Consider the following 15,764-nt stretch of genomic DNA (forward strand, 5'->3'; position numbering starts at 1 on the left):
GTTTAAATGAAAGGACCGTCAATAGTCGTTAAAGGCGCACGTGCACATAATTTAAAAGGAGTAGATATTGAGCTACCCAAAAATAAACTTATTGTCATGACTGGACTTTCAGGCTCTGGTAAGTCTTCTTTGGCATTTGATACGATTTATGCAGAAGGACAAAGACGATATGTGGAGTCTCTAAGTGCATATGCACGTCAGTTTTTAGGACAAATGGATAAGCCAGATGTTGATACAATTGAAGGTTTATCACCTGCCATTTCTATTGATCAAAAGACAACTAGTAAAAATCCACGATCAACTGTTGCAACTGTAACTGAAATCTATGACTATATACGTCTGCTTTATGCACGCGTAGGTAAACCTTATTGTCCGCACCATGGAATAGAAATAGAATCTCAAACTGTTCAACAAATGGTGGATAGAATTCTAGAACTTGAAGAACGTACAAAAATCCAACTACTTGCACCTGTAGTGTCTCATAGAAAAGGAACACACGAAAAATTAATTGAAGATATAGGTAAAAAGGGTTATGTACGCTTACGTGTCGACGGAGAGATTGTAGATGTCAATGAAGTGCCCGAACTTGATAAGAATAAAAATCATACTATTGAAGTAGTTGTCGACCGCTTAGTCGTTAAAGATGGAATTGAGACGCGTTTAGCAGATTCAATTGAAACGTCTTTAGAACTAGCGGAAGGTAACTTAACTGTTGATGTCATTGATGGTGATGAACTAAAATTTTCTGAAAATCATGCATGTCCTATTTGTGGATTCTCAATTGGTGAGTTAGAGCCAAGAATGTTCAGTTTCAATAGTCCATTTGGTGCATGCCCAACATGTGATGGTCTTGGTCAAAAACTAACAGTAGACATGGATTTAGTTGTTCCTGATAAAGATAAATCATTAAATGAAGGTGCAATTGAACCATGGGAGCCTACAAGTTCGGACTTCTATCCAACATTGTTAAAACGCGTATGTGAAGTCTATAAGATCAACATGGATAAACCATATAAAAAGCTGACAGATAGACAAAAGAATATCTTGATGCACGGTTCTGGAGATAAAGAAATTGAGTTTACTTTCACTCAACGTAATGGGGGCACACGTAAACGCAAAATGGTATTCGAAGGGGTTATTCCTAATATCAATCGACGCTACCATGAGTCTCCTTCTGAGTATACCCGTGAAATGATGAGCAAGTACATGACAGAACTTCCATGTGAAACGTGTCATGGTAAACGTTTGAGCCAAGAAGCTTTATCTGTCTATGTTGGCGGTTTTAATATTGGTGAAGTCGTGCAATACTCCATTAAAAATGCTTTGAATTATTATGAAAAGATTGAATTAAGTGAGCAAGACAGAGCGATAGCAAACCAAATCCTTAAGGAAATTATTTCAAGATTATCTTTCTTAAATAACGTAGGTTTGGAATATCTTACTTTAAATCGTTCATCTGGTACTTTATCAGGTGGGGAAGCACAACGTATTCGTCTTGCTACTCAAATAGGTTCAAGACTAACAGGAGTATTGTATGTATTAGATGAACCTTCAATTGGGCTACATCAAAGAGATAATGATCGCCTAATTAGTACATTAAAAGAAATGAGAGATTTAGGAAATACGTTAATTGTTGTTGAACACGATGATGATACGATGAGAGCAGCAGATTATTTAGTAGATGTAGGTCCAGGTGCAGGGAATCATGGTGGAGAAATTGTTTCAAGTGGTACACCTGCTAAAGTAATGAAAGATAAAAAATCATTAACTGGACAATATCTTAGTGGCAAAAAACGTATTGATGTACCCGAACATAGACGAGAAGTAACTAATAAGAAAATTAGCATAAAAGGTGCTAGAAGCAATAATCTTAAAAACGTCGATGTTGAATTTCCTTTATCAGTAATGACTGTTGTTACTGGAGTGTCTGGTTCTGGTAAAAGTTCATTAGTTAATGAAATTTTATATAAATCACTTGCCCAAAAAATTAATAAATCTAAAATAAAACCTGGAGATTTTGACACAATTGATGGTATTGATCACCTCGATAAGATTATTGATATTGATCAATCTCCAATTGGTAGAACTCCACGTTCAAATCCAGCCACTTATACAGGCGTTTTCGATGATATTAGAGATGTCTTTGCTCAAACGAATGAAGCTAAAATACGTGGTTATCAAAAAGGTAGATTTAGTTTCAATGTTAAAGGCGGACGTTGTGAAGCTTGTAAAGGTGACGGTATCATTAAAATAGAAATGCATTTTTTACCAGACGTTTATGTACCATGTGAAGTGTGTGATGGTAAACGTTATAATCGAGAAACCTTGGAAGTAACTTATAAAGGTAAAAATATTGCCGATGTATTAGAAATGACTGTTGAAGAAGCAACACATTTCTTCGAAAATATTCCAAAAATTAATCGAAAGCTTCAAACCCTTGTTGATGTCGGCTTAGGTTATATTACTTTAGGACAACAGGCGACAACTCTTTCAGGTGGTGAAGCTCAACGTGTAAAATTAGCCTCTGAATTGCATAAGCGTTCCACAGGACGTTCTATTTATATCCTTGATGAACCTACAACGGGGCTGCACGTTGATGATATTAGCCGTTTGTTAAAAGTTTTAAATCGATTAGTAGAAAACGGTGATACAGTTGTGATTATTGAACACAACTTAGATGTAATTAAAACTGCAGATCACATTATTGATCTTGGACCTGAAGGTGGCGAAGGCGGGGGTACTATAGTTGGTACTGGTACTCCGGAAGAAATTGCTGAAAATAATGACTCTTATACTGGAACATATTTAAAACCTGTTTTAGAAAGAGACAGTATAGAATAAATAGCCAATTAGTAAAGATAACGCTTCAAAGTTTTAGTTAACCTTTACTAATGCTAACCAACTTTGATAGGCTAGGACATTAATATTGTCCTAGCCTTAATTCTTTATCATGATGATAGCTTTTAAAATTAAGATATATTCATTGTAAGTTTTTAATTCTTATTAACCATTGCAACAAGTCCATAGCTAATAAAGTTTTTTCTAAAGTATTTATTGAGATATGCAAGTTAAAGTGAGTGTTTTATAACTTTAATACAAGAATTCAAACCTATAATTTATTAATGGTTAAAATACTCACCTCAGATGTTAAAAAAAATTAACATTCATATATTTAAGTTAATGGTTATTTAAGAATATTTTAAAAGTTAAATCGTCATTTTAATATAGATTGTGAGTTCATTTTTGATATGATAATAGAATAGAGAATAGATACGAAGGGATATTATAATTTGAGGTGAACCCATGTTAACAACAGAAAGACTGGTTAATACACTTAATCTAGATTTAATCGCTGGGGAAAAAGGCTTAAATAGACCAATAAAAAATACGGATATATCACGTCCTGGTCTAGAAATGGCAGGCTATTTCTCTCACTATGCTTCAGATAGAATTCAATTGTTAGGAACTACTGAACTATCTTTCTATAATCTACTTCCTGATGATGAGAAAGAAGGAAGAATGAGAAAATTATGTCGACCTGAAACTCCAGCAATTATTGTGACGCGAGGATTGGAGCCCCCTGAAGAATTAATTTCTGCAGCAAAAGAACTAAATACACCTATTATTATTGCTAAAGATGCTACGACAAGTTTGATGAGTCGTTTGACTACATTTTTAGAGCATGAATTAGCTAAAACCACATCTTTACATGGAGTACTCGTCGATGTTTATGGAGTAGGTGTATTAATTACAGGTGATTCAGGTATAGGTAAAAGTGAGACTGCATTAGAATTAGTTAAACGTGGTCACAGACTTGTCGCTGATGATAATGTTGAAATTAAAGAAATCACTAAAGACGAATTAATAGGCAAACCACCTAAATTGATTGAGCATTTACTTGAGATTCGAGGACTGGGAATTATTAATGTTATGACTCTATTTGGTGCAGGGTCTATTTTGACTGAGAAACAAATTCGTTTAAATATTAATTTAGAGAATTGGAATAAAGATAAATTATATGATCGAGTTGGACTTAATGAGGAAACTTTGAAAATCCTCGATACTGAAATTACTAAAAAAACAATTCCTGTAAGACCTGGACGAAATGTTGCCGTAATTATTGAAGTTGCAGCGATGAATTATCGATTAAATATAATGGGAATTAATACAGCTGAAGAGTTTAGTGAGCGTTTAAATGAAGAAATCGTTCGCAATAGTCATAAAAGTGAGGAGTAGTACGAAATGGGTTTAACTCTAGGATACATTGATCCAATTGCTTTTAGTATTGGACCTATACATGTTCGTTGGTATGGAATTATTATCGCATGTGGTATATTACTGGGTTATTTTATTGCACAAGCTGCACTAAAAAATGTTGGCTTACATAAAGATACATTAATAGATATTATATTCTATAGTGCTATATTTGGTTTTATTGTGGCACGTTTATACTTCGTGATTTTCCAATGGCCATATTACATGCAAAATCCAGGTGAAATACCGAAGATATGGCATGGAGGTATAGCAATCCACGGTGGTTTAATTGGTGGATTTATTACAGGTGTTATCGTATGTAGGTCTAAAAATCTACACCCGTTACAAATCGGTGATATTGTAGCGCCAGGTATTATATTAGCTCAAGGTATAGGTAGATGGGGTAATTTTATGAATCATGAAGCCCATGGTGGACCTGTATCGAAGGCGTTTTTAGAACACTTACATTTACCGGATTTTATCATTAGAAATATGTATATCGATGGTCAGTATTATCATCCTACATTTTTATATGAATCTGCGTGGGATGTTCTCGGTTTTATAATTCTAATTAATTTGAGGAAACATCTAAAAATAGGGGAAACGTTCTTTATTTATCTTATTTGGTATTCAATTGGCCGATTCTTCGTTGAAGGACTGCGAACTGATAGTTTAATGCTTACAAGTCATATTAGAGTTGCACAACTCGTATCAGTCATTCTTATCGTTGTTAGCATTATTCTTATTGTATATAGAAGAGTTAAGTATCAACCTTCAACTTTTAAAAATTCTGGACCACTTCAATGGCCAGGTAAAAGGGCGTAGTGTGTATGGTGAGACGATTAAACAAACAAAAACGTTTCTCCATAAACCCTCTGTGGCAAGTTTATAAAATAGTGAGATTTCCTAAGGTTTTTAAACAAACTATTATTATTGAAATTTCTCGTTTTATACCAAGCATGCGTCTAAAACGCTCTATTTATCGCAAGTTTTTAAAAATGGCTATAGGTCAGAATACAGCATTTGCATATAAAGTTTTACCTGACTTGTTTTATCCAGAGTTAATTTCTGTTGGCAACAATAGTGTTATTGGTTATAATACAACAATATTAACGCATGAAGTACTTATTGATGAATGGCGACAAGGTAGAGTCACCATTGGGCATTATACATTGATTGGTGCGAATGTAACGATTTTACCAGGAGTTAGAATAGGAAACCATGTAAAAGTCGGAGCTGGTACGGTCATCACTAAAGATATACCTGATTATAGCTTTGTATTTGGTAATCCTATGCATATAAAAGTTGATAGAGGAGGTGACAATTAATGGCACGTGAAGACAATAAGATAATACCAATGATTTTCGACGAAACTTTTTACCGCAAAATGGCTATACAAAAATGGCAACAACAAGATTATAATAAAGCAGCAAATTACTATAGCAAAGTGCTCGAATTGTCACCTGAAGATTATGATATTCAATTACATTATGCACAATGTTTAACGAAAATAAATTTAGGTAGAAAAGCAGAGCAAATATTTTACGAAAATATTGTAAATGATTTTCATGTTGCAGATAGTTTCTATGAGTTAAGTCAATTAAATATAGAGTTGAATGAACCAAACAAGGCATTCTTGTTTGGTATTAATTATGTACTTTTAACAGATGATCAGGACTTTAGAGAAGTACTAGAAAAGACATTCGAAGTGACCTATACAAGTGAACATAAAATTGAATTAGAAGCACAATTATTTGCTACACAATTATTATTCCAATTTTTATTTTCACAAGGACGACTGAATGACGCGCGAGCATATATTCTAAGTCAAGATGAGCATATTCAATCCCATCGTGTTATACGTAATCTGCTTGCGATGTGCTATCTTTATTTAAGTGAATATGAAACAGCTAAAGAGATGTTTGAAGCGTTATTGAGTGAAGATAATTCAGATGTTCATGCCTTATGTCATTATACACTTTTACTTTATAACACAAATGAAATGGAGAAATATAAGAGGTATCTTAAAATATTAAACAAAGTTGTACCTATGAATGATGATGAAAGTTTTAAACTAGGAATTGTATTAAGTTATTTAAAACAGTATCAAGCATCTCAAAATTTACTTTATCCTCTATATAAAAAGGGTAAGTTTTTATCCATTCAAATGTATAATGCATTGAGCTTTAATTTTTATTACCTCGGAAATAAAGATGAAAGTGTAGAATTATGGAATAAATTACTACAGATATCTAAAGTAGATGTTGGTTATGCGCCATGGGTGCTTGAGGAAAGTAAATCTGTTTTTAACCAACGCATTCTTCCACTATTATTGGATGACGATAGTCATTATAGACTATATGGAATCTTTTTATTAAATCAACTCAATGGTAAAGAAATTCTTATGACAGAAGAGATTTGGTCAATCTTAGAATCAATGAATGATTATGAAAAATTATATCTAACGTATCTGGTACAAGGATTAACATTAAATAAATTAGATTTTATTCACAGAGGTATGTTGAAATTATATGAAATGGATTATTTTAAAAACGATACCTCACTATTTATTGACTGGATTGATCAAGCTGAAGCGATTATCTCTGAAAAAGTTGATTTAGCAGAGGTAGACAGATATTTAGCTGCATTTGTATATATGCACTATAAATATACCAATCACGCTATGACTAAAAAACAAATTATTGATTCTTTTGAAGTCACACGATATAAATTAGATAAAACCATTGCTTTTATTTTGAGCATATAAATTTAAGAAATAAATGGTATAGTATATAATGCGATAATGATTAATAACTAGGAGGCATTAAAAAATGACTGAAGTAGATTTTGACGTAGCCATTATCGGCGCAGGTCCTGCCGGTATGACAGCAGCAGTTTATGCATCTCGTGCAAATTTAAAAACAGTTATGATTGAACGTGGTATGCCAGGTGGTCAAATGGCCAACACTGAAGAGGTAGAGAACTTTCCAGGATTTGAAATGATTACGGGTCCAGATTTATCTACGAAAATGTTTGAACACGCGAAAAAATTTGGAGCAGAGTATCAATATGGAGATATTAAATCTGTAGAAGATAAAGGTGACTACAAAGTAATTAACTTAGGTAATAAAGAAATTACGGCTCATGCAGTGATTATCTCAACTGGTGCAGAATATAAAAAAATTGGTGTGCCTGGGGAACAAGAACTTGGTGGACGTGGTGTAAGTTACTGTGCTGTGTGTGATGGTGCCTTCTTTAAAAATAAACGATTATTTGTTATTGGTGGTGGCGACTCAGCAGTTGAAGAAGGAACATTCTTAACTAAATTCGCTGATAAAGTAACAATCGTTCATAGAAGAGATGAATTACGTGCGCAGAATATTTTACAAGAACGTGCTTTCAAAAATGAAAAAGTTGATTTCATTTGGAGTCATACTTTAAAAACAATCAACGAAAAAGATGGCAAAGTAGGATCAGTAACTTTAGAATCTACTAAAGATGGTTCGGAAGAAACGTACGATGCTGATGGAGTTTTCATTTACATTGGAATGAAACCTTTAACAGCACCATTTACTAATTTAGGAATCACAAATGAAACAGGATATATTGTCACTAAAGCTGATATGAGTACGAATGTCCCTGGAATCTTTGCAGCTGGTGATGTTCGTGATAAAGGATTACGTCAAATTGTAACTGCAACGGGAGACGGTAGTATTGCAGCTCAAAGTGCAGCAGATTATATCACAGAGCTTAAAGATAAATTAGAAGCTTAATCTACACAATCACATGTAGCTAGGACATTGATGTCGACAAGTAGTCGCTATCAATCGTTCTAGCTTTTTTGATTAATAAAGAAGATTCCTTTAGATATACTAGTATGATAAGATTAATTTAATTATATGAAGTAAGAGCGAAGAACTTAAATGGTGGTGACTTTAAAAAGTGAAAAATAGCGAAAATGAAATTGTTAAAAGTGAATTATTAGTTGTTACAGGCATGTCAGGAGCGGGTAAATCACTAGTGATACAAAGTCTTGAAGATATGGGGTTCTTCTGCGTAGATAATTTACCACCAGTTTTATTACCCAAATTTGTAGAACTCATGGAACAAGGAAATCCTTCTTTACAAAAGGTGGCAATTGCCATTGATTTAAGAGGGAAGGAGTTATTTAAATCTTTAATTAAAGAAATTGATATCATTAAAAGTCGTAATGATGTTATCGTAGACGTCATGTTTTTAGAGGCTAAAACAGAAAAACTTATTTCTCGTTATAAAGAATCAAGAAGAGCACATCCATTGAATGAAAATGGACAACGTTCTCTTATTGAAGCAATTAATGAGGAGAGAGAACATCTTTCTGAAATTAGAAGCATTGCAAACTTTGTTATCGATACGACGCTATTAAAACCTAAGGAATTAAAGCATCGGATCGCTAAATTTTATTTAGATGATAATTTTGAAACGTTTACGATTAATGTTACCAGTTTTGGTTTCAAACATGGGATTCAAATGGATGCTGATTTAGTATTCGATGTAAGATTTTTACCAAATCCATACTATGTAGAAGAACTACGCCCGCTGACTGGTCTTGATGATCTGGTCTATAACTATGTAATGAAATGGAAAGAAACTGAGATTTTCTTTGATAAATTAACAGACCTCTTAAAGTATATGATTCCAGGTTATAAAAAAGAAGGAAAGTCACAGCTTGTTATTGCTATAGGATGTACAGGCGGTCAACACCGATCAGTTGCTTTAGCAAAACGTTTAGGCGAATATCTTGATGAGGTTTTTGATTACAATGTCTATGTGCATCACAGAGATGCTCATATTGAAAGTGGAGAGAAAAAATGAAACAAATGAAAGTAGTACTTATCGGAGGAGGAACAGGCTTATCTGTTCTAGCAAGAGGATTAAGAGAATTCCCTATAGATATTACTGCTATTGTTACTGTCGCTGATAACGGCGGAAGCACAGGGAAGATTAGAGATGTTATGGATATACCTGCTCCAGGTGATATACGTAATGTTATCGCAGCGCTTAGTGATTCAGAATCAACGTTAACTCAACTTTTTCAATACCGTTTTGATGAAAATAAAGTCGACGGCCACTCACTAGGGAATTTGGTTATTGCAGGGATGACAAGTATAACTAATGATTTCGGTCATGCGATAAAAGAACTTAGTAAAGTTCTCAATATCAAAGGGCAAGTTATACCATCAACAAACACAAGTGTTCAATTGAATGCGGTCATGGAAGACGGAGAAATTGTTCGTGGAGAAACCAACATACCTAAAACAAATAAAAAAATAGATCGCGTCTTTTTAGAACCCGGGGATGTTGAACCTATGGAAGAAGCGGTTGAGGCTCTAGAACATGCAGATTTAATCGTTCTTGGGCCTGGTTCGTTATATACAAGTGTTATCTCTAATTTATGTGTTAAAGGGATTTCTGAAGCATTACTTCGCTCTAATGCACCAAAACTTTATGTTTCTAACGTAATGACTCAACCAGGAGAAACAGATAATTACGGTGTTAAAGAACATATAGATGCAATTTGCCAACAAGTCGGTGAAGATTTTATCGACTTTGTGATATGCAGTAATGAAAATTATAGCAAAGACGTTTTACGTAAATATGAAGAAAAAAATTCAAAACCAGTAGAAGTTCATAAAGAAGAGCTAAAAAACAAAGGTATAAGAGTTTTAACAGCTTCAAATTTAATTGAAATTTCTGACGAACACTTCGTACGCCATAATACTAAAATTTTATCAGGTATGATTTATGAGCTTGCACTAGAATTAACAAGCACAATTCAGTTTAACCCTAATGATAAACATAAATAGTGTTAGTGCAATATTTGTTATGATATGATAGCTTACGTGTGTTTTATCAAAGTAGTGTAATGTAATCTCTATGTCGACCATACATAGATCAAAATAGAGTTGATTTAGGAAGGAATGAGTATTCTATGAGCTTTGCATCAGACATGAAAAATGAATTAACACGTATTGAAGTTGATGAAGCAAATGCTAAAGCAGAGCTCAGTGCATTAATTCGTATGAATGGCGCACTTAGTTTATCTAATCAACAATTTGTAATTAACGTACAGACTGAAAATGCAACGACAGCACGACGAATATACTCTCTTATTAAACGAATTTTTAATGTAGAAGTTGAAATATTGGTTCGAAAAAAGATGAAACTAAAAAAGAACAACATCTATATTTGTCGTACAAAAATGTTAGCGAAAGAAATCTTAAATGATCTTGGAATACTTAAAGAGGGCATCTTTACCCATGAAATTGATCCTGACATGATTAAAGATGACGAAATGAGACGAAGTTATTTAAGAGGAGCCTTTCTTGCTGGTGGCTCAGTAAATAATCCTGAAACATCTTCTTATCATCTCGAAATCTTCTCGCAATATGAAAGTCACTCAGAAGGTTTGACTAAATTAATGAATAGTTATGAATTAAATGCAAAGCATCTTGAACGTAAAAAAGGTAGTATTGCTTATCTAAAAGAGGCTGAAAAAATTTCGGATTTTCTTAGTTTAATAGGTGGTTATCAAGCGTTACTGAAATTTGAAGATGTGCGCATTGTTAGAGATATGAGGAATTCTGTGAATCGGTTAGTAAACTGTGAAACAGCGAATCTAAATAAAACAGTGAGCGCAGCCATGAGACAAGTTGAGAGCATACAACTTATTGATCAAGAAATTGGTTTGGATAACTTACCAGACCGATTGAGAGAGGTAGCTAAATTACGAGTTGAACATCAAGAGATATCATTGAAAGAATTAGGTGAAATGATTTCAACTGGGCCAATATCTAAGTCAGGTATGAACCATCGACTAAGAAAACTTAATGAACTTGCAGATAAAATACGTAATGGAGAACAAATCGAAATGTAAGCATAGGTATTTTTGAAATAAATTCAAAAATACCTCATTTATGTTTAGAAGAGCAGGGTCATGTAAAATTTCATGAAACTACGTTTTATATCGTGTTTTATTAATAGACAAGACAAAAAAGAACGCCGTCATTACAGCGTTTTAAATAAAAAAATTGTGTGTAATTTAAAGTTAAAAGCCCCCTCGAGAGGAATTGAACCTCTATTATAAGAACCGGAATCTCATGTGTTATCCATTACACTACGAGGGGTAAATGAGGATAGAAACATTTTTCTGTACTAATAATAGTGATAACAGTACAATGAAAACGATAATTCTAGTTTACAAATCTTATAGTTAAGCGTCAAACTGAATTTTTAAATAGTAAGTTCAAAATTTTGACCATTTTTGACTTTTAAGGTAAAATAAAATTCAACAGTTATTAAAGGAGGAAAAATAGATGAATTTAATTCCTACAGTTATTGAAACAACAAATCGTGGTGAACGCGCATATGATATTTATTCCCGTTTATTAAAAGACCGTATTATCATGTTAGGTTCTCAAATTGATGATAATGTAGCTAATTCAATTGTATCTCAATTATTATTCTTACAAGCTCAAGACTCTGAAAAAGACATCTACTTATATATCAATTCACCAGGTGGTAGTGTTACAGCAGGTTTTGCTATTTACGATACAATTCAACATATTAAACCAGATGTTCAAACAATTTGTATTGGTATGGCAGCATCTATGGGATCATTCTTATTAGCAGCAGGAGCTAAAGGTAAACGTTTTGCATTACCAAATGCTGAAGTTATGATTCACCAACCTTTAGGTGGTGCACAAGGTCAAGCGACTGAAATCGAAATTGCTGCAAACCATATCTTAAAAACTCGTGAAAAATTAAATCGTATTTTAGCTGAGCGTACAGGTCAATCAATTGAGAAAATTCAACAAGATACTGATCGTGATAACTTCTTAACTGCTGAAGAAGCAAAAGAATATGGTTTAATCGATGAAGTCATGGAGCCAGAAAGTAAATAATTAAAAGCTAGAATATCTTTTAGTTAATTTTCTGTCACACTGTCTACAAAGTTACTAACTTTGTGGGCAGTTTTTTTATGTAGTTTTAGCTCAAGGCGTATTCTCGTTATAGGTTTCTTAAAAAATATTTCAATTAAAAAATTGCTTAGAGTGGGTGGAAAAAATCAACATTCAATACTTATAAAAAAAGAGACAACGATATTGTGAAAATTAAAAGTTGAGTTAACATGTTCAACTTGTTTATAAATCACAAATCATGTCTCTTAATCATTTTATTGCTTAGTGCTTCTTGTCTTTTATAAGTAATCGAAAAACTACAATGAATAATGTTAAACCTACAATTGTAAAGAGTAATGACATTAATATCATTGCAATTGTGTGATCAAATGCAAATATTCCATTCAATATTAATAAAATACTAGCAATAATTAACAAAATATAAGTTAATTGATTGTCTTTCATTTTATAAACCTTCTTCGTACGTTGTAATTTCTTAGGCTTTAACTAAATCATCTAACGCATTCTTTAAATTGTTAAACTTAAACTCAAAGCCAAGTGCGTGTAACTTATTTGGTAAAACCTTTTGAGTGTCTAAAACAACTGTTGACATTTCTCCAAGAACTAAACGCATTGCTAATTTTGGCGCCCAAGTTTCATGAGGTTTATGCATTGCTCTAGCTAAAGTATATCCAAATAAGTTTTGTGTTTCAGGGATTGGTGCTGTTAAATTGAAAGGACCGTGTGCATCTTTATTATCTATAGTAAATATAATACCTCTGATTAAATCATCTATGTGAATCCAAGAATACCATTGTTGACCTGAACCTAATTTACCACCTACATAAAAACGGTACGGTAATTCCATAGTTTGTAACGCTCCACCAGTATCAGAGAGAATAAGTCCAAATCTTCCTAAGACTACTCGTGTTCCGAAATCTTTAAATTTATTAGCGAAACGTTCCCATTGGTAAACAATATCTGATAGAAAATCAAAAGGTAAAGTTTGATATAATTCTGTATAACTATAATATAAATCAGGAGGATAATATCCCATAGCACTCGCGTTAAATAAAACTTTTGGTTTTTGAGTACGGCTTTCAAATAACTCATATAAAGCTTGTGTAGACTGAATACGACTAACCATCATGACTTGTTTATGTGATTTAGTCCAGCGTTTATTGAGCGTTGCACCTGCTAAATTGATAACTACATCTATATCAGGAACGTCATTTTGCCAGCCTTCTTTTGACCAATTGACGTAAGTAATTTTAGATTCATTAGATGTTTTATCTTGTCGGGTTAAAATAGTAATATGTGCATCCGTTTTTTTAATTTCCTTTACTAAATGTGAACCTACCATTCCAGTTCCACCAGTAATTAAGTATTGTTTCATCATTTCACCTCATTTTAAAAATAAAAGCGCTTACCTTATTGATAGTGATTATTAATATTCAAAAATTATACATTTTTTAGCCAATAAGATGTCAAATACTTTTATGAATTTGCATTTAAAATTAAAACATTTCAGTTATAATGAAATTGTACCTTCGATAATTAATTAAACATCTCTTAATTAGTATGAGTATACCCCATAATATACTAACGAAGGTAAATTTTGACTCCCTTTAGTAGTGGATCCATGCGAGCAACGTATGGGTCCTTTTTTATATTTTAAAATACATAAATCACTTTTTACAGAAAATGATTTCAATAGATTTTAAAGTCTCTTTAATTGTTTGATTAGTCTAATTTAAGGTTATTATCTATTAGATTGATGTAATATATTATTACCCAAGTAACCATTTAATTATTACAATGAGGGCTATAATTAATAATGTGATTATAAATCCAGCAATATGATTTGACTTACTGTCTTCATAATTATCATTTTTAATCATCATGTATTTCAAATTATTGTGAGATTTTTTATTTTGTGAATTCTCATTATTAAAGTCATACATTTAATCACGTACCATTCATGTTAAGTTTAGATTAAGAAATTAAAAATATAGTGTTTACTTATGAGTATGATGTTATCATATAAAAAATAGGCAAATGAAAACATACAGTTTTTAGTAAATTATAATTAATTGCTTTTAACTAGTAGTTAGTTCATTATATAAAGTTGAATTATAACTATATATTTCATTCAACTATAGTTATAAGGAAGGTTTTTTATTTTCAAAATGAATTATTGAACAATAAATATCGTAAAAATGAGCATAAAAAACAAACTTAAATTTTATTATATATGAATTCCTAATAATTGAAAGAGAGGTAAGTAAGGAATGAGTGGTTTGGCAAAAATAATTAGTACCATCATAGTATTACTTTTATTAATTGGCTTAGCATTTGGAATATTCTCTTTTGTAGACAGTTCTAAAAAAGCTAATGAGCGTCTTAACAGTGATAAAACTGAACAAAATGATAAGAAGAAAGATGACAAGAAAGATAAAGATCAAGATAAAGACAAAGATAAAAATAAGGATAATGACAAAGACAAATCTAAAGATACTAAAGTAAACAAAACACAACAAGCTCCGCAACAAACACAACAGACTCAACAAACGCGTCAAACACAACAAACACAAGAGACACAACAAACAAAGCAGTCAACACAACAAGCTCCAAGCACATCTGAGAAGACACAACAGACACCAACTCAACAAAGAAACACTCAAGAAAAGCAAAAAACTAAACAACAAAAGGCAGAACCACGCTCATCACAACAAACTCAAGAAGCACAAACAGATGAGAAGACAACTGAGCAGTCTAAGTCAGAAAGTAAAAATGATAATAAAACTCAAGAACAACCTAGTTCAGAAGAGAAATCATCATCTCAACAGCCTAGTTCACAACAATCAAGTTCACAACAACCAAGTTCTCAACAGGATAATAGAAAACAACAATCGCAATCAAATAGTAATACTAGCAATAGTAGTAATCAATCTGTTCAAAAAAACACGAGTCAAACTCAACAATCTAGTAATCAAAGCAGTAGCACTCAGGAACGTTCAAGTAATCAAAGCTCATCTAATAATAGCTCACAAAATTCAAAAGAAGATTAAAAAATTAAGCCAACGTCCTTTAATAAGGATGTTGGCTTTTAATATATTATTTAGAATAACCAATATACTAACCAAGATAATAAAAAGGAGATGAACATGATTGAAAAACACCCTATAGTACATCCACAACCTGTATGCGTACATCCATAAGAATATGTTTTCTTAATCATTCTTTCATCCTCAAATTGATAATCTTCATTGGTATGTTGATTTGATTTAAAATATTCATCATCTTTATAGCGCATATCGCTTGGGTCTATCACTTCTACTTTTTCGTTTGAATCTTTATTATTCTCATTTGTCATTTTGTATCCCTCTTCATGAAAAATCTTTGTCAACAATTTTAATTATAATTGAATTAATCAAGGATTTAAAACAGATGATTATATTTAATATAGCTTGGGTAAAATTATCTCGTAAAGGTAATAAAACAATAATTTAAACCTTTTGGAGCTCATAATGAACACTTCAAGGATGTAAACGTTTTATTATAAACATT

At 32.3% G+C, this 15,764-nt stretch carries 14 protein-coding genes and 1 tRNA gene; 11 read left to right on the forward strand and 4 right to left on the reverse strand.

Features of this window, described 5'->3' with window-relative positions; genetic code table 11:
- Positions 1 to 6 precede the first annotated feature (6 nt).
- The 9 genes from uvrA to whiA all read left to right on the forward strand — a co-directional run bounded on the left by uvrA (position 7) and on the right by whiA (position 11,170).
- Entirely contained in the window at positions 7 to 2,841 is a 2,835-nt protein-coding gene (uvrA, locus tag HMPREF2642_RS06770; RefSeq protein WP_030061168.1) for an excinuclease ABC subunit UvrA, read from the forward strand.
- 462 nt (positions 2,842 to 3,303) lie between these two features.
- The gene (gene hprK, locus HMPREF2642_RS06775; protein ID WP_037548404.1) at positions 3,304 to 4,236 is read left to right on the forward strand and encodes an HPr(Ser) kinase/phosphatase; all 933 of its coding nucleotides are present in this window, start codon (positions 3,304 to 3,306) and stop codon (positions 4,234 to 4,236) included.
- 6 nt (positions 4,237 to 4,242) lie between these two features.
- Entirely contained in the window at positions 4,243 to 5,079 is an 837-nt protein-coding gene (lgt, locus tag HMPREF2642_RS06780; RefSeq protein ID WP_030061172.1) for a prolipoprotein diacylglyceryl transferase, read from the forward strand.
- 8 nt (positions 5,080 to 5,087) lie between these two features.
- A complete protein-coding gene (locus HMPREF2642_RS06785; RefSeq protein WP_030061174.1) occupies positions 5,088 to 5,582 on the forward strand; it encodes an acyltransferase in 495 nt (164 codons plus the stop codon).
- Complete coding sequence (locus HMPREF2642_RS06790) at positions 5,582 to 7,021, forward strand: tetratricopeptide repeat protein (RefSeq protein WP_023350650.1); 1,440 nt, start codon at positions 5,582 to 5,584, stop codon at positions 7,019 to 7,021. Before HMPREF2642_RS06785 ends, HMPREF2642_RS06790 begins: the two co-directional genes overlap by 1 nt.
- Positions 7,022 to 7,085: 64 nt before the next feature.
- Positions 7,086 to 8,027, forward strand: a complete 942-nt coding sequence (gene trxB, locus HMPREF2642_RS06795) for a thioredoxin-disulfide reductase (protein WP_023350649.1) — start codon at positions 7,086 to 7,088, stop codon at positions 8,025 to 8,027.
- A 169-nt stretch (positions 8,028 to 8,196) separates the two neighbouring features.
- Entirely contained in the window at positions 8,197 to 9,108 is a 912-nt protein-coding gene (rapZ, locus tag HMPREF2642_RS06800) for an RNase adapter RapZ (RefSeq protein ID WP_002432991.1), read from the forward strand.
- The gene (yvcK, locus tag HMPREF2642_RS06805; RefSeq protein WP_030061177.1) at positions 9,105 to 10,100 is read left to right on the forward strand and encodes a gluconeogenesis factor YvcK family protein; all 996 of its coding nucleotides are present in this window, start codon (positions 9,105 to 9,107) and stop codon (positions 10,098 to 10,100) included. Before rapZ ends, yvcK begins: the two co-directional genes overlap by 4 nt.
- 125 nt (positions 10,101 to 10,225) lie before the next feature.
- A complete protein-coding gene (whiA, locus tag HMPREF2642_RS06810) occupies positions 10,226 to 11,170 on the forward strand; it encodes a DNA-binding protein WhiA (RefSeq protein ID WP_002433095.1) in 945 nt (314 codons plus the stop codon).
- Between the two features lie 178 nt (positions 11,171 to 11,348).
- Here whiA and HMPREF2642_RS06815 read toward each other — a convergent pair.
- Positions 11,349 to 11,420 (reverse strand) — tRNA-Arg (locus HMPREF2642_RS06815).
- A 189-nt stretch (positions 11,421 to 11,609) separates the two neighbouring features.
- Here HMPREF2642_RS06815 and clpP point away from each other — a divergent pair.
- Positions 11,610 to 12,197, forward strand: coding sequence for an ATP-dependent Clp endopeptidase proteolytic subunit ClpP (gene clpP / locus HMPREF2642_RS06820; protein ID WP_002433484.1), 588 nt, complete (start codon positions 11,610 to 11,612; stop codon positions 12,195 to 12,197).
- Between the two features lie 279 nt (positions 12,198 to 12,476).
- On the opposite strand, the gene HMPREF2642_RS06825 is transcribed toward clpP, so the two are convergent.
- Together HMPREF2642_RS06825 and HMPREF2642_RS06830 are read right to left on the reverse strand one after the other, a co-directional pair.
- A complete protein-coding gene (locus tag HMPREF2642_RS06825; RefSeq protein ID WP_030061180.1) occupies positions 12,477 to 12,659 on the reverse strand; it encodes a hypothetical protein in 183 nt (60 codons plus the stop codon).
- 31 nt (positions 12,660 to 12,690) lie between these two features.
- On the reverse strand, positions 12,691 to 13,590 hold the full coding sequence (locus HMPREF2642_RS06830) for a TIGR01777 family oxidoreductase (protein WP_070597741.1): 900 nt from the start codon (positions 13,588 to 13,590) through the stop codon (positions 12,691 to 12,693).
- An 895-nt stretch (positions 13,591 to 14,485) separates the two neighbouring features.
- Between HMPREF2642_RS06830 and HMPREF2642_RS06835 the strand changes: the two genes are divergently transcribed.
- On the forward strand, positions 14,486 to 15,265 hold the full coding sequence (locus HMPREF2642_RS06835) for a hypothetical protein (protein WP_030061182.1): 780 nt from the start codon (positions 14,486 to 14,488) through the stop codon (positions 15,263 to 15,265).
- A 50-nt stretch (positions 15,266 to 15,315) separates the two neighbouring features.
- On the opposite strand, the gene HMPREF2642_RS06840 is transcribed toward HMPREF2642_RS06835, so the two are convergent.
- A complete protein-coding gene (locus HMPREF2642_RS06840) occupies positions 15,316 to 15,570 on the reverse strand; it encodes a hypothetical protein (RefSeq protein WP_030061184.1) in 255 nt (84 codons plus the stop codon).
- Positions 15,571 to 15,764: the final 194 nt, after the last annotated feature.

Source organism: Staphylococcus sp. HMSC055A09 (assembly GCF_001809655.1).
Classification (GTDB): Bacteria; Bacillota; Bacilli; order Staphylococcales; family Staphylococcaceae; genus Staphylococcus; species Staphylococcus capitis.

What these genes read in the sequence shown, in the direction of transcription:
- HMPREF2642_RS06840 (WP_030061184.1), bottom strand. Translation starts at nt 15,570, where the DNA reads ATGACAAATGAGAATAATAAAGATTCAAACGAAAAAGTAGAAGTGATA.
- hprK (WP_037548404.1), top strand. Translation starts at nt 3,304, where the DNA reads ATGTTAACAACAGAAAGACTGGTTAATACACTTAATCTAGATTTAATC.
- trxB (WP_023350649.1), top strand. Translation starts at nt 7,086, where the DNA reads ATGACTGAAGTAGATTTTGACGTAGCCATTATCGGCGCAGGTCCTGCC.
- whiA (WP_002433095.1), top strand. Translation starts at nt 10,226, where the DNA reads ATGAGCTTTGCATCAGACATGAAAAATGAATTAACACGTATTGAAGTT.
- HMPREF2642_RS06835 (WP_030061182.1), top strand. Translation starts at nt 14,486, where the DNA reads ATGAGTGGTTTGGCAAAAATAATTAGTACCATCATAGTATTACTTTTA.
- yvcK (WP_030061177.1), top strand. Translation starts at nt 9,105, where the DNA reads ATGAAACAAATGAAAGTAGTACTTATCGGAGGAGGAACAGGCTTATCT.
- HMPREF2642_RS06830 (WP_070597741.1), bottom strand. Translation starts at nt 13,590, where the DNA reads ATGAAACAATACTTAATTACTGGTGGAACTGGAATGGTAGGTTCACAT.
- HMPREF2642_RS06790 (WP_023350650.1), top strand. Translation starts at nt 5,582, where the DNA reads ATGGCACGTGAAGACAATAAGATAATACCAATGATTTTCGACGAAACT.
- HMPREF2642_RS06825 (WP_030061180.1), bottom strand. Translation starts at nt 12,659, where the DNA reads ATGAAAGACAATCAATTAACTTATATTTTGTTAATTATTGCTAGTATT.
- lgt (WP_030061172.1), top strand. Translation starts at nt 4,243, where the DNA reads ATGGGTTTAACTCTAGGATACATTGATCCAATTGCTTTTAGTATTGGA.
- uvrA (WP_030061168.1), top strand. Translation starts at nt 7, where the DNA reads ATGAAAGGACCGTCAATAGTCGTTAAAGGCGCACGTGCACATAATTTA.
- clpP (WP_002433484.1), top strand. Translation starts at nt 11,610, where the DNA reads ATGAATTTAATTCCTACAGTTATTGAAACAACAAATCGTGGTGAACGC.